At 69.9% G+C, this 19,326-nt stretch carries 17 protein-coding genes; 7 read left to right on the forward strand and 10 right to left on the reverse strand.

Annotated features, from left to right (window positions below; translation table 11 throughout):
- Positions 1-90: 90 nt before the first annotated feature.
- From AS188_RS16005 to AS188_RS16015, 3 genes are all read left to right on the forward strand, one after another.
- The gene (locus AS188_RS16005) at positions 91-888 is read left to right on the forward strand and encodes a GAF and ANTAR domain-containing protein (RefSeq protein WP_083529629.1); all 798 of its coding nucleotides are present in this window, start codon (positions 91-93) and stop codon (positions 886-888) included.
- 652 nt (positions 889-1,540) lie between these two features.
- Positions 1,541-1,765 carry a hypothetical protein gene (locus tag AS188_RS16010; RefSeq protein ID WP_058860056.1) on the forward strand — a complete coding sequence of 75 codons (225 nt, stop codon included), beginning with the start codon at positions 1,541-1,543 and terminating at the stop codon, positions 1,763-1,765.
- A 636-nt stretch (positions 1,766-2,401) separates the two neighbouring features.
- Entirely contained in the window at positions 2,402-2,689 is a 288-nt protein-coding gene (locus AS188_RS16015; protein WP_058860057.1) for a hypothetical protein, read from the forward strand.
- A 50-nt stretch (positions 2,690-2,739) separates the two neighbouring features.
- On the opposite strand, the gene AS188_RS16020 is transcribed toward AS188_RS16015, so the two are convergent.
- A complete protein-coding gene (locus AS188_RS16020) occupies positions 2,740-4,314 on the reverse strand; it encodes a sensor histidine kinase (protein WP_147050731.1) in 1,575 nt (524 codons plus the stop codon).
- A 471-nt stretch (positions 4,315-4,785) separates the two neighbouring features.
- Here AS188_RS16020 and AS188_RS16025 point away from each other — a divergent pair, with 471 nt between their 5' ends.
- Positions 4,786-5,592, forward strand: coding sequence for a hypothetical protein (locus tag AS188_RS16025; RefSeq protein WP_058860059.1), 807 nt, complete (start codon positions 4,786-4,788; stop codon positions 5,590-5,592).
- Positions 5,593-5,662: 70 nt separating this feature from the next.
- Here AS188_RS16025 and AS188_RS16030 read toward each other — a convergent pair whose 3' ends face one another.
- The 6 genes from AS188_RS16030 to AS188_RS16055 all read right to left on the reverse strand — a co-directional run bounded on the left by AS188_RS16030 (position 5,663) and on the right by AS188_RS16055 (position 12,976).
- Positions 5,663-6,931, reverse strand: coding sequence for an ABC transporter permease (locus tag AS188_RS16030; protein ID WP_236945155.1), 1,269 nt, complete (start codon positions 6,929-6,931; stop codon positions 5,663-5,665).
- Between the two features lie 5 nt (positions 6,932-6,936).
- Positions 6,937-7,749 (reverse strand): ABC transporter ATP-binding protein, encoded by an 813-nt coding sequence (locus AS188_RS16035; protein WP_083529630.1) that lies wholly within the window; start codon positions 7,747-7,749, stop codon positions 6,937-6,939.
- Positions 7,750-8,452: 703 nt separating this feature from the next.
- Positions 8,453-8,857: a hypothetical protein gene (locus tag AS188_RS16040; protein ID WP_147050759.1), complete on the reverse strand. Its 405-nt coding sequence runs from the start codon at positions 8,855-8,857 to the stop codon at positions 8,453-8,455.
- Between the two features lie 261 nt (positions 8,858-9,118).
- Positions 9,119-9,622 carry a hypothetical protein gene (locus tag AS188_RS16045; RefSeq protein ID WP_058860062.1) on the reverse strand — a complete coding sequence of 168 codons (504 nt, stop codon included), beginning with the start codon at positions 9,620-9,622 and terminating at the stop codon, positions 9,119-9,121.
- 188 nt (positions 9,623-9,810) lie between these two features.
- Positions 9,811-10,971: a glucose-1-phosphate adenylyltransferase family protein gene (locus tag AS188_RS16050; RefSeq protein ID WP_058860063.1), complete on the reverse strand. Its 1,161-nt coding sequence runs from the start codon at positions 10,969-10,971 to the stop codon at positions 9,811-9,813.
- 757 nt (positions 10,972-11,728) lie between these two features.
- A complete protein-coding gene (locus tag AS188_RS16055; RefSeq protein WP_058857610.1) occupies positions 11,729-12,976 on the reverse strand; it encodes an IS256 family transposase in 1,248 nt (415 codons plus the stop codon).
- Positions 12,977-13,130: 154 nt separating this feature from the next.
- Here AS188_RS16055 and AS188_RS16060 point away from each other — a divergent pair, with 154 nt between their 5' ends.
- Positions 13,131-13,949 carry a DUF2382 domain-containing protein gene (locus AS188_RS16060; RefSeq protein ID WP_058860064.1) on the forward strand — a complete coding sequence of 273 codons (819 nt, stop codon included), beginning with the start codon at positions 13,131-13,133 and terminating at the stop codon, positions 13,947-13,949.
- Between the two features lie 349 nt (positions 13,950-14,298).
- On the opposite strand, the gene AS188_RS16065 is transcribed toward AS188_RS16060, so the two are convergent.
- Positions 14,299-14,919, reverse strand: a complete 621-nt coding sequence (locus tag AS188_RS16065; protein ID WP_058860065.1) for a UbiA prenyltransferase family protein — start codon at positions 14,917-14,919, stop codon at positions 14,299-14,301.
- A gap of 495 nt (positions 14,920-15,414) precedes the next feature.
- Between AS188_RS16065 and istA the strand changes: the two genes are divergently transcribed.
- Together istA and istB are read left to right on the forward strand one after the other, a co-directional pair.
- The gene (gene istA, locus AS188_RS16070) at positions 15,415-16,770 is read left to right on the forward strand and encodes an IS21 family transposase (protein ID WP_058860066.1); all 1,356 of its coding nucleotides are present in this window, start codon (positions 15,415-15,417) and stop codon (positions 16,768-16,770) included.
- Positions 16,767-17,594, forward strand: a complete 828-nt coding sequence (gene istB / locus AS188_RS16075; RefSeq protein ID WP_058860067.1) for an IS21-like element helper ATPase IstB — start codon at positions 16,767-16,769, stop codon at positions 17,592-17,594. The genes istA and istB overlap by 4 nt, the downstream gene beginning before the upstream one ends.
- Here the strand turns inward: istB and AS188_RS16080 are convergent.
- Positions 17,586-18,182 (reverse strand): hypothetical protein, encoded by a 597-nt coding sequence (locus AS188_RS16080; protein ID WP_058860068.1) that lies wholly within the window; start codon positions 18,180-18,182, stop codon positions 17,586-17,588. The genes istB and AS188_RS16080 overlap by 9 nt on opposite strands.
- A 307-nt stretch (positions 18,183-18,489) precedes the next feature.
- Positions 18,490-19,293, reverse strand: a complete 804-nt coding sequence (locus AS188_RS16085) for a hypothetical protein (protein WP_058860069.1) — start codon at positions 19,291-19,293, stop codon at positions 18,490-18,492.
- Positions 19,294-19,326 lie beyond the last annotated feature (33 nt).

Consider the following 19,326-nt stretch of genomic DNA (forward strand, 5'->3'; position numbering starts at 1 on the left):
CACTGTTGCCCTCCCCGCACCACTGCCGAGGGTCGCTGCGCCCACCGCGCACGGGCCGGTGCCTTGGATGTGCGCGTTGAAAGGACTGCGTTGACCGATTCCACGACCACGACGACGGGGGCCTCACCGTTTCCGTCCTATCCCTCCGTCTCCCCCTCGGTGCAGCTGCACGAGGTGCTGGCCGCTAGCCGGGACCTGCAGGAGTTCCTGGAGGAGTTCACCCAGATCATGGCCGCCCACCTGAGCTCCAGTGGGGTCGAGGTCTGGTGCGCCGTGACCCTGCTGCGCGATGGTACGGCCGGCACGGTGGCCAGCAGCAACGCCCGGGCCGTGGTGCTCGATGAGATCCAGTACGGCTTCGACAAGGGCCCCTGCATGAGTGCTGCCCGCCAGCAGCTGCTCATCCACGCCCCGGACTTCGCCACCGACGACCGGTGGGGCGCCTACACCGAGGCCGCCATGGCCCAGGGGGTGCACTCGGCCGTGGCCGCGCCCTTCGATCTGCCCGGACCGGACCAGGCGGCGCTGAACGTCTACGCCGGGGTGGCCCATGCCTTCGACGAGACCGCGATCGCGACCATCACCCAGGAGGTCGCCGCGACTTCCACGGCCCTGCGCCTGGCTCTGCGCCTGGCCCACTACCAGGACACCGAAGCCGACCTGCGCGCGGCCATGGACTCGCGCACCGCCATCGATGTGGCCGTGGGCATCGTCATGGCCCAGCACTACTGCACGCAGGAGGAGGCCTTCGCCCTGCTGGCCGCCGCAGCCAGTACGCGCCACACCAAGGTCCGGGAGATCGCCACCCAGCTGGTGGAAACCACCGGTGGACAGGCCCCGACCACGCACTTCAACACCTCCCGAGCCTCAACCAGGACCCAGCCCTGAACCCGGCCGGCCACTAGGGGTTCCCTGGGGTCAGGGGCGGGAGAGGCTCGGCGATGGCTGAGTAGTCGGCCGCAGCCCTGATCCCTGCCCGGAGGAGACCCCACCGCCCTGGCTTCGGGGGAAGCGTGGCCCGAGCAGCTGCTGGGACTCCACCTGCTGGAGCTGCAGGTGCTGCACAGCAGGATCAGCCGGCACTTGGACCGGGAGTACCAGAGCCGGGGGGGGGGGCTCGCACCCGTTCTCGTTGGACCGGTTGCAGAGCCTGAGTATGGAGCCTGACAGCCGGGTCCTGGCCGAGACCACCACCGGGGTGCTGCACGGCACGATCGACTGACTGTGAGGATTCCTTGTGCGTCCTGGATCCGCTCCCGGTCGGCCACGGCAGACTGCCCGGATCGCCCGTTGAGCCACCTGTCGGCACCGCCCTGGTGGACTCGGTGAACCTGTCTGCCCTATGCGTGCTGGGCTTGCCGGCGGAGGTCCTGGTGGGTGAGCGCGGGTCCACGCACGGGTGGTCCGGGCAGCGAGGCGGAAACGCGCCGGTGGGCCCGGCGGCACTGTGGTGTGGGAGCGTGAAGGGAATTGATCACCTGCCCGCCCCGCTGCACTGTCCAGATTCCTCGCACGATCTCGAGGCTGAAGGAGGCCCCCCTTGCTCGACGTCCAAGAAGCCCAGCAGGCCCGCGCCCTGCAGCACGCGATGACGCGAGCGGGCATTTCCCCATCACAGCTGTGGTGGCACTACTACAGCCTCAGTGGAGACGCCGATGAACTGGAGCTTGAGGCCTACCTCTACCAGGCGCTGCACCTGCCGCGCCTCGAGCGCCTGATGCTCGACCACGCCTTGCGTGAACTCATCAACGACCGGCCCGGATGACCACGCACAGCCCTACATCTCCCATCTCGCCCCCGAATCCGCCCGGCCCAGGACATGGGAGCGACCGGCGCACGGTCGGGAATGGCCGCACCCGTGGTCGTCGGCACATGAAGGGTCACATCTATGGCAAGTGTGCTGTCGGTTGCGTAGCCTGAAGATGCGCTGTTCCGATGCGCAGCGCAGCGGGGTGTTTGGGGGGTGCCACTGCTGTCGTCCCCATCAGCGCTCCACCCGCCGGGATGAGCACCTGGCGTGAACCCGTCCCCGCCCCGGTCATCGTCTCGGGGCGGGGGCGGCGCCATTCCCACCGCACAGGTTGCCGCCCCGGAGGCAGGGGGTGTGCGAAAGTCGCGAGCCCGCTGTCCTGCAGCTGTGGCAAGGGGCTGCCGGCTCCGGTCCCGGCCCGGGTGATGACCGGAGGGGGTTCACCGTGTGGGCCGGGCGAGGATATGCTGGTGGGTGGCTAAGTAGCTGGCCGCAGTCCTGAATGCTGCCCAGTGAAAGAACCCCTCTTCCCATGCCGTTGTTGCCCTTTGCGCGGGCTGCTGCCTGCGTGCCCCAGCCCCTTCATGCCTGTCCTCATGCCTGCTGTCCGTCTGCGAGCCGGTGCGCCCTGTCGGAAGGTGGGGTGGTCCGGTGACCGATCACCTGCCCTCGACGATGCAGGAACCGGGGCTGGCCCCCGGTGCGGATCCCACCTCGCTGACCCCGGAAGAGCCCTTCCCGGAGGAGCTGCTGGGCCTGTCCTTGGTGCAGCTGCAGGTGCTGCACAGCCGGGTCAGCCGGCGCCTGGAGCAGGAGTATCTGAGCCTGGAGGGTCCGCACCCGCTGACTGTGGACCGGTTGCAGTGCCTGGGAGTCGAACTGGATAGCCGGGTGCTGACGGGCACGACGACTGCGTCCTCTGCCCTGACAGAGAGCTGACCACCCCCACCCTCCCTTCTTTGGGGGGTCGGGCGGCCTGGCCGGCGGGGTCACGCGGTGGGCAGGGTGAGGGTGAAGATCGTGCCTTCCCCGGCTGTACTGTGGCAGGTCAAGGTGCCGCCGTGGTCTTCGACGATGGCTTTGCTCAAAGCCAGGCCGATGCCCAACCCGGGGGTGGTGCTCATGCGGGCGGTGGGGCTGCGGTAGTACTTCTCGAAAACCCTGGCGACCTCGTGTGGGCTCATCCCGTAGCCGTGGTCGATGACCTGCACCTGGGCCGTGGTGGTCTCGGTGGTGGCGATGACGAACACGGGTCGGTGGGGTGGGGAGTACTTCACCGCGTTGGAGATCAGGTTGTCCAGGACCTGACGCAGGCCTACCGGGTCGCCGAGGACCACCAGGGACGGGTGGGCCCACATCGTGAGGGCCACCTCCGCCCGCTCGGCGCCGGGGCGGGCGGCCTCGAGGGCTTGTTCGAGCACGGGCAGGAGATCGACCGGGCCCGAGTGCCGGCGGGCGGGGCCACGGTGGGTGCTGAGCAGGTCCTCGACCAGGTGCAGCAGCTGCTCGGCGTTGCGCTCGATCACCGCCAACCCGGCCTGGGCAGGCTCTGACAGCTGCTCGTCCAGGCTCAGCAGCTCGGTATAGCCGCGGATGGAGGTCAACGGGGTGCGTAACTCGTGAGAGATCCCGGCCACGAACTCGTCCTTGGCCTCCAGGGCCTCGACCAGCTCGGTGACATCGCTGAAGGACAAGACGGAGCCCTCGGGCTGACCCTGGTCATCGTGGAGCACCCGGGCCGTGGCGGACAGAATGCGCTGGGCCGCAGGCTCACCGACCCGCAGCAGCTCCCCGGAGAAGGACTCCCCGGCCACCGCCCGGGCGATCGGGGCCTCCGCAGCCGGCACCCGCTCCCCTGCCCTGTCGTAGAGGTCCAGGGGTGCCTGCTGGTGGCCGTGGCGGCGATGGGCGTAGGCGGCGAGCTGGTCGTTGTTGGCCAGTACCGGGCGGCCGGTCTCGTCCAGGGCCAGGACCCACACGTCCACCGACTCCAGCACGGTGTGCAGCAGTCGTTCCCGGCGGGCGGCTTCGGCCAGCAGCTGGCGCAGCCGGGCGTCCTTGGCCCCGGCGCTGTCCACCAGCACCTGGGCCATCGCCCCGATGGCCAGAACCATCACCGGGATCAGCACCGACTCGCTCAAGGCCGCCACACTCACCGGCTCCGGCCCCAGCAGCACCGGGGCCCAGAGCATGGCCAGGGTCAGCAGCGCCCCGATCGGAGCCCCCAGTCGCCCCAGCTGACCGGAGGCCACCAGCCACAGCATCGGCAGGGTGACCAGGAACGGAATGCCCAGCACATGGGGGAACATCCCCTCGAACAGCAATCCCACTGGCAGAAAATCCAGCACCGGAATCACCAACGACGCCTTCGGTCCCAGGGCTTCCCAGGGCACCAGCACACAGGCCAGCAGCAGCGCCACGGTGAGGCCCCCGCCCCACAGCACCCGGGCATCGGCCAGCAACCCGGGGCGGAAGAGCCCCACGGCGATCAGCAGCACCACCGTGGCGAGAGTCTGGGGCAGCTGACTGATCACCACCCGCGCCCGCGGGGAAAGCTCATGCACCCGTGCGGGCACCAGGCGCAGACCCGCCAGGACAGCATCCACCGCACACCCCTCTTCCTTCCGACCCCGCCACCACCAGCCGGGTTTTCGCCTACGCGAACAGTAGCTTTTGCATGGTGGGCGCTGGGGCGTGCCGGCCGCCGATGCCACGCCGTCACCGACGCCCGCGCACCGCGCCCCCCTCCTGGCGGTGGCGGTCGCGGCAGCCGCCACCCACCCTCAGGAAGCGAAGGTGCCGCACGAAGCGGGTGTTAACGATTGCCAACATTGTTGACGGGTGGGTAGCTTGAGCCCAGCAGCGGTCCTCCGGTCCCGTCCGGGCTCCAGGCAGCTCCACGGGCCCGCGCACGCCCCGGGGACCACGCGGGACGGCCCCGTCCCCTCCGCCCGGAGGAGCCCGGCCCGCCCGCGCGCTGGCACGGCCCCCGCGGGAAGCGCCCGCAGGGCACGACGATCGGAGATCCGGACGCGATGACGACTGCCACCCCCGAGCCACGCCCCGCCCGCCGCCCGGCACGCCGCTGGGCCACCGCCTCCACCACGGCCGCCCTGCTGGCCGGGAGCCTCGTCGCGGGGGCCCCCGCGGCCTCGGCCGCCCCGGGGGCGCCCGCCTGCCCCGAGGCCACCGCCGCCTTCGAGACGGCCGTGGCCGGCACCGGCATCACCCCTCAGGCCCTGGCGCAGGTGGAGCTCTCCGCCGAGGCCGTCGCCGCCGCCGAGGCCCGGTACGCCGCCCTGGTCGGCGGCGCCGGCGGGCCGAGCCTGCAGGAGCTGGAGCAGGCCGCCCAGCAGCTGGCGCTGGCCCAGGAGTCCGGGGACCCGGCGGCCGTCGCGGCCGCCGAGGCGCGCCTGGCCGAGCTCGACGCCCGGCTGGGCACCGCGCTCGAGGGCGTGGACCCCGCCGCCGCGCAGCAGGCGGTGGCCGAGTCCACCGTGGTCCTCGACGGCCTGCTCGCCCAGCTGGGGATCGACCAGGCCACGGCCGCGCAGCTGGCGGGGCTGCTCGAGCAGGCCGCACTGGCCTGCGGGGCCGCCCCGGCCGCACCGGCCCCGGTGGCGCCCGCCCCGGCCGAGGCCGCACCCGTGGCCGCCCCGGTCGAGGCCGCACCCGTGGCCGCCCCGGTCGAGGCCGCCCCGGTGGGGGTCAATCCTGGGTTCGACGTCCAGACGGGCGCCGACGCGCGGTCCTCGGGGACCCCGCTGCTGCTCGCCGGTGCGGGCACCGTCCTGCTCGTGGGCGCCGCGACCGTCCTCGTGCGCCGGCGCGCCCGTTTCTGACCCGTCACACCCCCACCACCACGACGCAGGCCCCCACCAACGGTGGGGGCCTGCGTCGTGGTGGTGGGGGTTATTCGTGGCGTAGGGCAGTGATGGGGTCTTTGTGCGCGGCGCGGGCGGCGGGCAGGGTGCCGGCGAGGAAGGCGATGACGATGACCGAGGCGATGATCAAGGCCACGGTGGTCGTCTGGAAGGTGAACAGCACCAGCCCGGGCAGTCCGGCCAGCAGCCCGTCGGCCAAGCTGCGGCTGAGGTAGGTCCCGGCCCCCACCGCCGCCCCGGCCCCGATCACCGCACCCAGAAGGCCGATGAACACCGCTTCCAGGGAGAAGAGGGTGAAGACTTTCCCGCCGCTCATGCCCAGGGCTTTCATCAGCCCGATCTCGCGGGTGCGTTCTTGGACGCTCATCAGCAGCGTGTTGACGATGCCCAGGCTGCCGGCCAGCAGCGCGATAACCGCGCACACGTTGAGGATCCACACCACCGCGTTGATCACCGCCCGGAACATCCCCAGCTGGTCCTCGACGGTGGATCCGACCATCCCGGCCTCTTCCAGAGCTTCCTGGACGGGTGGGGCCTGGTCGAGGTCTTCGAGCACGGCGCGGGCCATGATGTAGCTGGCGGCCACCGGGGCCGGGGTGCCGCTGACCTGGTAGTCGTAGAGGCGTTCGTTGAAGCTGCTCGAGGGGATCGGGTTCATCGCCACCCCGGCCAGGCTGGCCTCGGTCACTCCGGAGATCGTGGCGGGAAAGGCCCGGGGCTGATCGGCGGCGTTGGTCATCACCACCTCCACCACTTCTCCGACCGCCTCTTGGGCGGAGTCAAACCCGAGCTCACCCACCCAGCTGTCGGGGATCGCCAGCTCGTCGTGGCCTTCGGCGGCGATAGCGCCGGCGACCAGTTGCAGCCCCTCACTGTCGACGGGGATCCCCAAGGTGAGCTGGAACTTCGCCCCGGCGGCGGCCAGGTAGGTGGGGGCGACGTTGTAGACCGGTTTGACCTCGGCCACCCCCTCGATGTCCTCGATGACGGTGATGTCCTCGGCGGTGAGTCCTTCGAAGGAGACCCCGAAGCCGGTAGCGATCGGGGTGGCCTGCGGATTGTAGGGGCGCGGCCCGGACCCGGAGGACAGCTCCAGCAGCGGCTGAGACTTCTGCACGTACAACGACTTCTCGTCCCCGAACGCGGCCACGGTCTCATCGATGTAGCGCGTGACCCCCGAGCCCATTCCCGAGGTCAACGTCAGGGCGAAAGCCCCGATGAACACCGCCAGCACGGTCAATCCGGTGCGCAGCCTCGTGCGCCAGGTGCTACTGATCGCCGTCGCGGCGATATCCACGACCCTCACCGCAACCCCTCCAGCGCCGCCGCCGCAGTGTCCTCGATGACCGGGGCGGACCCGCAGCGCTGCCGGGCGCCGGGTGTGGACTGATGCCCGAGATCGGGCACGGGGGGCTGTTCCGGGATCGGGTCGGCACCGGTGGGCAGCACCCGCCCGTCGCGCAGCCGCACCTGGCGGTCGCATCGGCCCGCCAGCTCCTCGTCATGGGTGACGACCACCAGGGTGGTTCCCTGCTCCCGGTGCAGGGCGAACAAGAGGTCTTCGACCACCGCCCCGGTGGCCGAGTCCAGGTTGCCGGTGGGTTCATCAGCGAAGACAACCTGAGGATCATTGATCAACGCCCGAGCGATCGCCACCCGCTGCTTCTGCCCACCCGATAGCTCAACGGCAGCGCAGCCGGCCTTCTCGGCCAGCTCCAACCGCTCCAGCATCGCCATCCCCCGCCGCCGCCGCTCACCGCGCCCGACCCCGGCGATGCGCAGCGGCAGCACCACGTTCTCCAACACGGACTGATGGGCGGTGAGGAAGAACTGCTGGAACACGAACCCGAAACTCTCATTGCGGATCCGATTCAGCTCCCCGACCCCCAGTAAGCTCACCGGCCGCCCCAAGAACGCCACCTGCCCGCAGGTGGGGGTGTCCAGCAGCGCCAGCAAGTGCATCAACGTGGACTTGCCCGACCCGGACCTACCCACGATCGCCACCGACTCCCCCGACCCGATCTCAAGGCTCACCCCCTCCAGCGCCCGCACCTGACCCGGCCCACGCCCGTAGGCCTTCACCACCTGCCTGGCCTCCAGTACCGCCGGTTCCATCCTCGTACCCCTTACCCCCTGGTGATCCCACCGGGCGTGGAGACCACGAAACCCGGCGGCGAGACCGCGTCTCACCCCCCTATCATGTGCGTTCGCAACAACATCGGAGGTATTGAGGCTTGTCCCCACTCCTGCGCAACACCCTCGGGGCCGGGCTTTCAGCGGCCGTGTCGGGCCTGACCACTGCCTGTTCCTCTGGGGCTGTCCTCTCACCGACGGGGCTGCGCACACCTGTCCCCCACCTCGCGTGGACATGGCTCGAAGGATCTCCCTGAGGTGGGCTACCAACAGGGGTCCCCGTCACTGGGGACGGCGGGGGCACATCAGCTGGTGGACATTGAGCGAGTCGATTGCCGCGGAGGGGGATGTGACGATGCCCCCACCCGAAAAGGCGGGGGCATCCTCGCTCCACGAAACGGAGCGAGTTGAACGGAACAGGCCCGGCCGGCGAGGGAGGCGGCCCTGTTGCGCTCTACCGGGGGCGGACCCGGCACACCCCCGAACCTACCTGGAGGTAATTTTGCTGGGGGCCCGCTAATTCACTTTCTGTCACACCCGCCCCTCCTGGTGGACTCCTCGGTGTCTGGCATTCCGAGGTGGCCACCACAACGGTCGGGAAGGGCACGGATCCATCGTGGGGACCGCGCGCCGGGAGGCCCCTTGGCCTGCCCTTCGCCCCGGTGGCGGGTCGGTGGGTGTGCGCTCAGGCGGCGGCCACGGGGGTAGCCCCTGGGGTCAGGATCGGAGGTGCCGCGGTCAGGTTTGTTCCGCCGAGGTGGACCGGGTGGTGCTGGTTGACCCAGCGATAGTGCTGGTGGCTGTCGTCACCGATCGCCACGACCACCCGGGCTTCTTCCAGGGCCTCGACGCGGGCGCGAGTGGCCTCATCAGGGGTGTAGGTGATCAGCACCCGGTCGACGTGGCGGGCGACCTCGGCCTGGTCGAGGGTGCCCACCTGCACCCCGCGCCGCTGCAGGCGCCGCAGAGGCTCGACCGCCCCCAGGTGGGTGAGGTCCGGGACCACGATGCCCAGCGATCCCCAGGACAGCTCGTCGTGGTGACTGAACGCCCAGGCCACAGCGTGGTACACCGCCACGGTCGCAGCCATCGGCGCCGCCGTATAGGCCCGCGGATTGGCAAACGAGGACCACCATTCCATGACGCGCACCTTCCCGGCCCGAGCATCGTGTCTGAGGCACCCTGGCCAAATGATAAGTGTACTGCTCATAGGGAGGGGGATCCGCGGTGACCCGCCCAGAAAGGCCATGTGCCCCGCCACGTTGGCGTCAGAAACCTGGCCTGCGCACCTGGACACCGGGATGCACGCCCCCCGGATGGGCGAGACGCCCCGCTGGGGTCTGCTCAGGGTTCAGGGGCGGGGGTGCAGGGTGGCGCAGGGCAGGTGCTCGTGCGCCCAGCGGTAGAGCTCCCAGGTGGCATCGGGGGGCCAGTGCAGCTGCCAGGCCAGGGCCAGCAGGTCCTCGGGGCTGAAGTGCTGCTCGTGGTGGTAGAGCTCCTCCAGCCGGCGCAGCAGCAGCTCCCACAACCGCCCGCCCACCAGGGCCCCGGACTGGAGGTGGTGGGTGAAGTAGACCATCGTCCGTCGCACCAGGGCCACCGGCAGCACCACCGCAGCCGCAGGCAGGTGTTGCCCGCCCAGGTGCTCGGGGTCGAAGGCGTCCACCCACGGCTGGAGCACTGCGGCATCGGCGGTGAGCACGATCAGGCGGGTGGCGGTGGTGATCGCCTCCCCTGCGGCCAGTGTGGCCAGGGTGGGCTCGTACACCAGCAGCGGCCCCGGCCACTCCTTCAGCGCCCCCAGCTCAGCAGGGGCACCCACGGTCGCTCCGCGGGCGTGGAGCTGGCGCAGCACCCGTGAAGACTGTCCCACCTCGGGGGTCGACAGCAGGATCCCGATCCGCGACCACCCGGGGGCCTCCGTGCGTGGGCCAGCCCAGGCGCGCGCCCGCTCCACCTCCTCCCGTGACGGGACAGCGCATAGATAGGCCCTCGGGCGCCCCTGCGGGCCGGGCAACGATGGCACCATAATCCGGGCTCCTGTCAGAAGCCGGTCGGCAGGGCGGCGTCCCGGTCGAAGTCCTCGACGGAGGCGACCGCCCCCGTCCCGTCGAGCAGCGTCACGGCCCCCGCCCGCCCGTGCTCGCCCGCCGGGACGCGGGCGCCCGCGTAGGCCACCACGTTGACCAGGACCGCGCCCGCGGGCACGTGCACCCCGTCGAGCAGCACGCAGTGGCGCACGACGGCGCCCGCCTCGACCACGACCCGCGGGCCGAGCACCGAGTGCTCCACGGTGCCGGCCACGACCGCCCCGGCGGCCACCATCGACCCGCGCACCTCGGCCGAGGCGGCGACGCGGGCGGGCACCAGCTGCGGCTGGGCGGTGAGGATCGGCCAGTCGGGGTCGTCGAGGGCCACGCCCTCGCCGTCAAGCAGCTGCAGGTGGGCGGTCCAGTACGACTGCACCGTGCCCAGGTCCATCCAATAGCCCTCGAGCCGGTGCTCGACCACCCGGGCGTGCTCGACGAACCACGGCACGAGGTCGTTGCCGTAGTCCTCCAGCTGCCCCTGGCGCTCGTGCAGCTCCTCGAGCGCCTCGAGCAGCCGGGCGGCGTCGTAGAGGAACATCTCGCCCGCCACGAGCCGGCCCCGCGGGTCCTCCGGCTTGTAGTCGAAGCCGGTCACGACCCCGTCGTCGTCGACCTGGACGACCCCGTAGCGGGAGGGGTCCTCGGCCACCTCGGTGGTGACCATGGTCAGGTCCGCGCCCTGCTCGAGGTGGGTGTCGACGACGTCGAGGAAGTTGATCGTGTAGAGGTGGTCGGCGCTGAGCACGAGCACGAGGTCCGGGGCGAACTCGCGGATCAGGTCCTTCTGCCGGTAGATCGAGTCGGCGTTGCCCTCGGCGAAGCCCTCGCCCTCGGCGCCCTGGTACGGGGGCAGGACCTGCAGCCCGCCGTGGGTGCGGTCCAGGTCCCAGGGGCGGCCGTTGGCCAGGTGGGCGTTGAGGCCGTGGGGCAGGTACTGCTGAATCACCCACACGTCGGAGACGTGGGCGTGCACGAGGTTGGACAGGGCCACGTCGATCAGCCGGTAGGTGCCCGCCACGGGCAGCGCGGGCTTGACCTTGTCCTCGGTCAGGGCGCCCAGGCGGGAGCCCTTGCCGCCGGCCAGGACCAGGGCCAGGATCCTCGGAAGACGCATCCACCACTCCTACTCCCCCACCCCACGCACGACCAGGGGCGAGCCATCAGGACCACAGCACCGAAACCCACCGGCCGGCACCCGGCACCATCCGGGAGCGACACGCGCAGGTCTTCAACTCGGCGGCCAACAGCCCAACCACTATTATTAATAAGGTAGCTTATTATAAAGGTGGGAATGCCTCCACACCCAACGCGCGCCTGCCCCTGCGGGCCAGTTCCGACCCGGTCGCCGAGGCTGCCGCGGGGGCCGCAGTACTGCGATCGGCGTCGCAAACACAGGGAGCGGCTCGCCGGAAGAAATTCCGGGCACGGGACCGCGAGCACAGTGACAAGCATGCTTCCTATCTATAGGCTTCATGCTTACGCTGGTCCCCGTGGCCGGCGTACGGGGTGATCGCACGGTCAGGTGTGACGGCGCCAGCACTCCGGGAGCCCGCCGATACTCCGCGGCGAGGTTGTCGTAGCCATGACGGCGCGGAGGCGTTCCTCGGTGAGCACCCACCCGGCAAGGCCACCTCAGAGACACTGTTCTGGAGCGGCCGCGACAGCAAGAGTCCGCACGCCCCCCCCTTGCCACGTAGAGGATCCACTCGCGGCTCGACCATTGATCAGCAGGCTGATGGTCAGTAAACTGACCACGAGCAGCCGAATGCACCACTCCGCCCCGCGGTGGGCGCCGCCTGCGCCGAACTCCATCCCATGAGTTCGTGCCGGTCAAGCCCCCGGGAGTGGTGTAGCGATCCTTCGTGCGGGGATCAGGCGGTGAGGGCGGTCAGGGGGTCGGGGCTCACCTCGCTTCCGGTGTCGGCGACGGTGGTGAGCCGGCAGCGGGTGAGGACCTCCAGGCCGAGGTAGCGGCGGCCCTCGGCCCATTCGTCGGTCTGCTCGGCCAGCACCGCGCCGACGAGGCGGACGATGGCTGCGCGGTTGGGGAAGATCCCGACCGCGTCGGTGCGGCGCCGGATCTCCTTGTTCAACCTCTCGGCAGGGTTGTTGGACCAGATCTGCGCCCAGACGTCCTTGGGGAAGCTCGTGAAGGCGAGGATGTCCTCCCGGGCATTGGCCAGGTGCTCGGCCACCGCCGGGAGCTTCTCGGTGACGTAGTCGATGAGGCGGTCGAACTGGGCGTTCACGGCGGTGGCGTCGGGCTGGTCGTAGACGCTGTGCAGCATGGCTTTGACGGCCGGCCACATGCTCTTCGGGCAGATCGACATGAGATTGGCCGCGTAGTGGGTGCGGCACCGTTGCCAGGCGGCACCGGGCAGGTTCGCGGCGATCGCGTCCTTGAGCCCGGCATGGGCATCAGAGGTGACCAGCCGGACCCCGCCCAGTCCCCGGGCGACGAGGTCGGCGAAGAACTCGTTCCAGGCCGCCCCGGTCTCGGCCGTGGCCACCCGCATCCCGAGGACCTCCCGGTGGCCGTCGCCGTTGACCCCGGTGGCCAGCAGCACGACCGCGTTGACCACCCGCCCGCCCTCGCGGACCTTCATGGTCAGTGCGTCGGCGGCCACGAAGGTGAACGGCCCGGCCTCGCCCAGGGGCCGGTGGCGGAAGGACTCCACGTGCTCGTCGAGGTCGGTGGCCATTCGGGAGACCTGGGACTTCGACAGGGAGTTGATGCCCAGGGTCTTCACCAGCTTGTCCATCCGGCGGGTCGAGACCCCGGCGAGGTAGCAGTCGGCGACCACGGTGATCAGGGCGGATTCGGCCCGCTTGCGGCGCTCGAGCAGCCATTCCGGGAAGTAGGTGCCAGCGCGCAGCTTCGGGACGGCCACGTCGATCGTACCCATCCGGGTGTCGAGGTCGCGGTGCCGGTACCCGTTGCGCTGGGTCACCCGCTCGGGAGCGGGTCTGCCCCACTCGGCGCCGACCACCGCGTCCGCGTCGGCGGAGAGCAGCGCGTTGATCACTGTCTGCAGCAGGGTCCGCATCAAGTCCGGGGAGGCTTCGGTCAGGGCTTCGCCGAGCAGGCCGGCAGGGTCGACAATATGAGGAGCGGTCATCGTGATGATGTCCTTTCGAGGGTGCTGTGAGAGGTGAACTCGAAAGATCTCACGGTGGCCGCGCTCTCGTCCGGGACGACGAGCAGGGCCACCGCGCTACACCACTATCGGGGGCTCAACTTTCGTGCCACGTGAATCACATAAAGGAGCTCTCATGGCCACCTATGACGTCAACGCCCTTCTCTCCGCTACCGCCTACGGGTCGGACGGCGACAAGATCGGCAAGGTCGAGCAGGTCTTCCTGGACGACAACACCGAGGAGGTCACCTTCGTCACCGTCAACACCGGCCTGTTCGGCACCAAGGAGAGCTTCGTGCCGGCCGACGGCGCCCGACAGGACGGCGACCGCCTCGTTCTTCCGTACACCAAGGACGTCGTCAAGGACGCCCCCGGCATCGACGCGGACCAGCACCTCTCCCCGGCCGAGGAGGAGGAGCTCTACCGCTACTACAAGATGAACTACTCCGGCACGGGCGGGCGCGAGGATCGACACGCCACCGAAGCCGATCACCACGCCGTTCCGGCGGCTGGGTACACCCGGAATGATCAGTACACCGGCGACACCGCAGACCGTCAGGACACCGCCGCTCGCACTGATCTCGACGACAACGAGGTCATCCGTCACGAGGAGCGCCTGCGCGTCGGCAAGCAGCGCGAGGAGTCGGGTCGCGCCCGTCTGCGCAAGTACGTCGTGACCGAGCACGAGACCGTCGACGTCCCCGTCCAGCGTGAGGAGGTCCGGGTCGAGCGCATTCCCCTCGACGGCACCGAGGTCACCGGCGGCACCATCGGCGAGGACACCGTGGAGGTCACCCTCCACGAGGAGCGTGCCGTGGTGGCCAAGGAGACCGTGGGTGTGGAGAAGATCGAGCTCGAAAAGGAGACCATCTCTGAGACCCAGCGCGTTGACGCCGAGGTCCGCAAGGAGCAGGTCGAGATCGAGGACGACACCGATCGCCGCGATCGTATCTGATCGCATCCGACCGACTGTGGGGCCCCCGTCACCGCCATGGTGACGGGGGCCCTGTCCTCGTGCCGAACATGGCTCTCTTCTATAAAGTCCCCTCCAGCGAGCCCCACGAGAATCCGCTCACGCTCAACAACGGTGCGACACCTTTCTCGCACGTCCCACCAAACAGCTTCGCGCCGAGGTGCTGACCAGTGAGCGCCATGACTCCGGTCATCGGCGAGCTACACCTGAATTCCGGGGTTGCCGCATAGTCGGTGACAACCGAGCTGACTCAATGTCCTTTATCCGGCCATATGTAAAGCGGTCCCTGCCCATCAACGTTGCCGTTCAGCAACCACCTTCGCGGCAGACTTCAAGGGCCAATCTCCTCGCGATGGGACCCGGGTGAGGCGAACTGTTGCCGGTCAGCTCGCGCCCCCATCAGGTAGCTGAAGCTCATCAGGAAGAACGCCAGGAAGGCCCCCAGCGACGGCCACTCCCGCGCGATTGCGGAGAGCACACCGAAGGCACCGAAGAGCACGGAGCCGACCACCCCGACACCGATCATGGCCTGCACCCGGTGCGGACGGGTGGTGATGAGCTGGGCGTAGCGCTGTTGCTGCCGCGGTTGCTCGAACAGTGCGGCCACGGGGAACGCCACCAGGAAGGGGAACAGCGCGACACCGGCCATGGCCGGCTTCTCCCAGCTGCTGAGCAGCATCAGCACCCCGGCGATCGGCCACCACACCAGCATGATCCGGGTGGACCGTCGACGGCTCAGCTGCCGGGGAGCCCGGCGGAGAACACCACTGATGAGCAGGACGCCGAGAACGACCGCCATCGCCCCGGTGAGCACGCCCAGCCACGGGGCGAAGAGTTCCGAGGTGGCCGGCGAGGTCAGGTGCCCGATGCTCCACCACAGGGGCACCGCCCCCACGGCGATCATGAACAACCCGCCCAGCACCGCCAGCTGCGCCCACCGTCGCTGTTGCACTCGCCACCCCCAGGTCTGGGCGGTCTTTTGTCTTACCGCCCGGTACAAACATCCATCATATGTGCATAAGTGAACGGCTGTTGTGGCGGCGGAGAGAACACCACGCCAGCCATCGCGGCACGTCAACAGCCCCTACTGCAGTGCTGGGCCCTGGCTTTCGACAGGAGTCCAGCAGGCCCAACAGGTTGCGGATCACTCTTCCTCCGCTGCATTACCGGGCACCGAGGTCGACGCCCTCTCCCCCACGGACACAGCCCTCAAGACCCGCACTGCCATCACCGCTGTGAATGCCATCCCGAAAAGACCCGAGCCGACAAAGGTCTCAGCGAACCAGGGATCAGCCCAATGCCCGAGAGCTGATGACGCTCAGGTGAAACTCCCCAGACCTGCTCACTGAAATTCCCCACCCGTGTGGCTCCGCCAATGACGGCGGGGCCCCCTCGATGATGGCGGTCTCTGACCTCCGGCCATCGATTCGAGGGAGCCCCGCTGACCATGCTCACACGGGAGGAAGACATCGACGCGCACGCGCTGGCCCGTCAGGGCTGGACGATCTCCGCGATCGCCAGGCACCTGGGCCGTGACCGCAAGACCATCCGCGCCTACCTGGCCGGGAACCGCACTCCCGGGGTCCGCCAACGCGGCACCTCGGACCCGTTCGCGCCGTTCGTGGATCTCTGCCGCGCCCGCCTGGCGGAGGACCCGCATCTGTGGGCCACGACGCTCTACGACGAGGTCACCGATCTGGGCTACCCCGGGGCCTACCAGACCTTCACCCGTCAGTTGCGGCAGCGCCAGTTGCGCCCGGTGTGCCAGGACTGCCGCCCGACCGCCGGGCGGGCCGTGGCGGTGATCGAGCACCCGCCCGGGGAGGAGACCCAGTGGGACTGGGTCGAGCTGCCCGATCCGCCCGCGGCCTGGGGTGTAGGGGCGAACGCGCACCTGCTCGTCGGAGCGCTGGCCCATTCCGGGGCCTGGCGCGGGGTGCTGTGCGAGTCGGAGGACCAGGCGCACCTGATCGCCGGGATCGATCACATCACCCACGCCCTGGGCGGGGTCACCAAGATGTGGCGCTTCGACCGGATGGCCACCGTCTGTCACCCGCCCACCGGGAAGGTCACCGCGACCTTCGCGGCGGTGGCCAAGCACTACGGGGTCTCGGTGGCGATCTGCCCGCCAAGGCGGGGCAACCGCAAGGGCGTGGTCGAGAAGGCCGTGCACTCCGCGGCGCAACGCGTCTGGCGCACCCTGCCCGACGACGCCACCGTCGAATCCGCCCAGGCCGCCCTGGATCGGTGGTGCGCCACCCGCGGTGACGCCCGGACCCGCACCACGAGCGAGGGCCGTACGACCGTCGGCGCCCTGGCCCGTGCCGAATCCCTCGGGGCGCTGCCGCCGGTGCCGTTCCCAGCCGTCACCACGGTGGAACGGAAGGTCTCGGCCCAGGCGCTGGTGGCCTACCGGGGCAACTCCTACTCCGTGGCCCCCGAGCTGGCCCACGCCACGGTCACCGTGATCGCCCGCCTCGGGGAGCCCCACCTCGACATCGCCACCAGCAACGGGGCCGTCATCGCCCGGCACCGGGCCGCGGCCCCCGGCACCGGGGCCATGGTCCGCGACCACGGCCACGTCACCGCGCTGAACACCGAGGCCATGAAGGCCGCCACCTCGGCGGTGCCGCACCGGTCCAAGGTCCGCATCCCGCCCGGGGAGGCGTCCCGGGCCGAGGCCGCGAAACTGCGCGGCACCACCGACCCCACCATCGCTACTGGCGCCGTCGAGGACGGCGCCGTGGTGATCGATCTGTCCCGCTACGCGGCCGCCGCCGCCGGAAGGAACACCCTCACATGAGCACCCCCACCACCGAGCCCGTGAGCATCTCGCAGGCCAGCCTGTACCAGCGCCTGCGCGCCCACCTGACCGAGCTCAAGCTCACCACCGCCGCCGAGCACCTTCCCACCGTCCTCGAGGAGGCCACCGCCGAGGGCCTGTCAATGACCGCCGCCCCGGAGCGACTGCTGGGCCTGGAAGTCGAGGCCACCGAGGCCCGCCGGCTGGCCGGGCGGCTGCGCTTCGCCTCGCTGCCCTCCCCGGCGACCCTGGAGGGCTTCGACCTCGAGGCCGCCCCCGGACTGGACCCAGCCCTGATGAACGAACTGGCCTCCTGCCGGTACCTCGAGACCGCCACCAACGTGCTGCTGATCGGCCCGCCGGGCGTCGGCAAGACCCACCTGGCAGTCGGTCTGGCGCGCAAGGCCGCCGAGGCCGGCTACCGCACCTACTTCACCACCGCCGCCGACCTGGCCGCCCGGTGCCACAAGGCCGCAATCGAGGGCCGCTGGGCCACCACCATGCGCTTCTACGCCGGACCCACCCTGCTGGTCATCGACGAGCTCGGCTACCTGCCGCTGCCCGCCGAGGCCGCCTCGGCACTGTTCCAGGTCGTCTCCCAGCGCTACCTCAAGACCTCGATCATCCTCACCACCAACCGCGGGGTGGGTTCCTGGGGCGAGGTCCTGGGCGACACCACCGTCGCCGCGGCCCTGCTCGACCGGCTCCTGCACCGCTCCGTGGTCCTCAACCTCGACGGCGACTCCTACCGGTTACGCGCCCACCAAGCCCGCGCCGACACCCTGCGCCGGACCACCACCGGAACCCCACGACCGCTACAGTGACCACAACCACCGGGTGGGGAAACTCAACGAGCATCCCTGGGGAATTTCAGAGAGCGCCATCAGAGCCAATCCCATCAGCGCGAGCACCACGCTGGCCCCACCCAGGAAGAGCAGTATCCGGTGAGCCTTCTTCCGCCCCGCAGGAGTGAAGCGCAACGGCCCCTTCCGCCGCGGCGCCTCGGATCCTGCCGGCACGAACAGCATGCACACGGCAAGACCCACCAACCACGCGGCACACCCGGGCAGAACCAGCGGACCCACGTCCTCGCCCTTCCCGGCGACGGGGCGGGCGAACACCACGAAGGACGCGAAGTAGACCACCGCCATGACGGCCCAGAGCCCCAAACGCCATGGGTGGTCCGAGAACACGAGAGGCTTTCCGCGCCACCGGCCCACCACCAGCCACACACCCATGAGTGCGGTCACCGCCCCCAGGGCCAGGAAGATCCATCCCCAGCCCTGATCGGCAGGTGCCAGGGCAGGGAAGGCCGGCCAGGTGAAGGCCACCGCGACGCCGCCCAACCCGAGGACGAGGCAGCCCAACAGGACCCGCAACCGGATACCCGTGCGCTGCGAGATGACCGCCATGTGCGCTACCGCCCGTCTGCTGCAGGAGTCCTCCAGAATGTTCGGATGCAAACGGGACTCGTGTACTGCACATCTACCGGACCAAATAACTCGTGGCCAGACGCTCTTGCACCGACACGCTGTGAGGCACCCCCACGACCATGACACCCGTCCCCACTTCAAGGTCACGCAGCCGGCATGCCCCGGGCACCGGCGATTGCCACGGAGTACTTGTACGGGAACCCCTACTGCATCGCTGTTGGCCCAGAGGTCGACGGTCGTTGCGGGAGCTCCCTCAGGGGCATGGGTTACTCCACGGAGGCAGGGATCAGGGTCCGGGGTGCCAGTCGATAGTCTCCAGCACCGAGTGTTCCCGCAGCTCCTCGATCAGCGCGGCAGAGCCGTAGACCTTGGTTCCCGATAGGTCCCAGTCCGTCCACACCAGCCAGGCCCGGTCCTGGGGCCACCACCAGTGCGGGGCCATCGTGGTGCGATCCCTGCTAGAAATTGCCAGCAGGTCCTCGACCAACCGGGCCAGCGTGAAGGTGAAAGCCGGCGACCGCTCGACCGAGCGCAAATCCCGCCACTGGAAGTCGAACTCGGAGAGCACCCCGATGGCCTGGGTGCTGCTGGTGTGGCGGTCCAGCACCGGGATCAGCTGCTCGAGCTCCTCCTGGGACGGGGAGCCTTCACTGGCGGCCCACTCATGTGCCGGGTCCTCACGCAAAGCGCCCCCGGTGACGTCGCTGTGGAGGTAGCCGCCCCACCGATAGCAGGGCGGAACCGCCCGCACCTGATACGAGCCACCGCCCATCACCTGGCCGGTGGCTTCGGCCACCTGCTGCCATCGCACCCTGGCCCACGGAGGCGGCGGCGTGGGGAGGAACCCCAGCCCTTGCCGGACCGCGGAGGTCTCCAGGTCCTGCTCAGCCGGCAACAGGTACTGGTGGTGCAGCACCCAGGTGGAGTCAGCACACCCGGGAGGCATCACGTCGGTCTCCGGGGCGCCCGTGACCCCGGACTCGACCAGCCAGGCCAGGGCTTCGGCCGCAGGTTGACCCCAAGTCCAGTCCGGTGGCGGAGTGTCGGTGGTCATGTACTGCTCCTCGATCAATCGGTCGGTGTGCTCCACGTCCGTGGCAGTAGACCGCCGCCGGCGCGGTGA

This window comes from Kocuria flava, assembly GCF_001482365.1.
In the GTDB taxonomy this organism is placed as follows: domain Bacteria; phylum Actinomycetota; class Actinomycetes; order Actinomycetales; family Micrococcaceae; genus Kocuria; species Kocuria flava.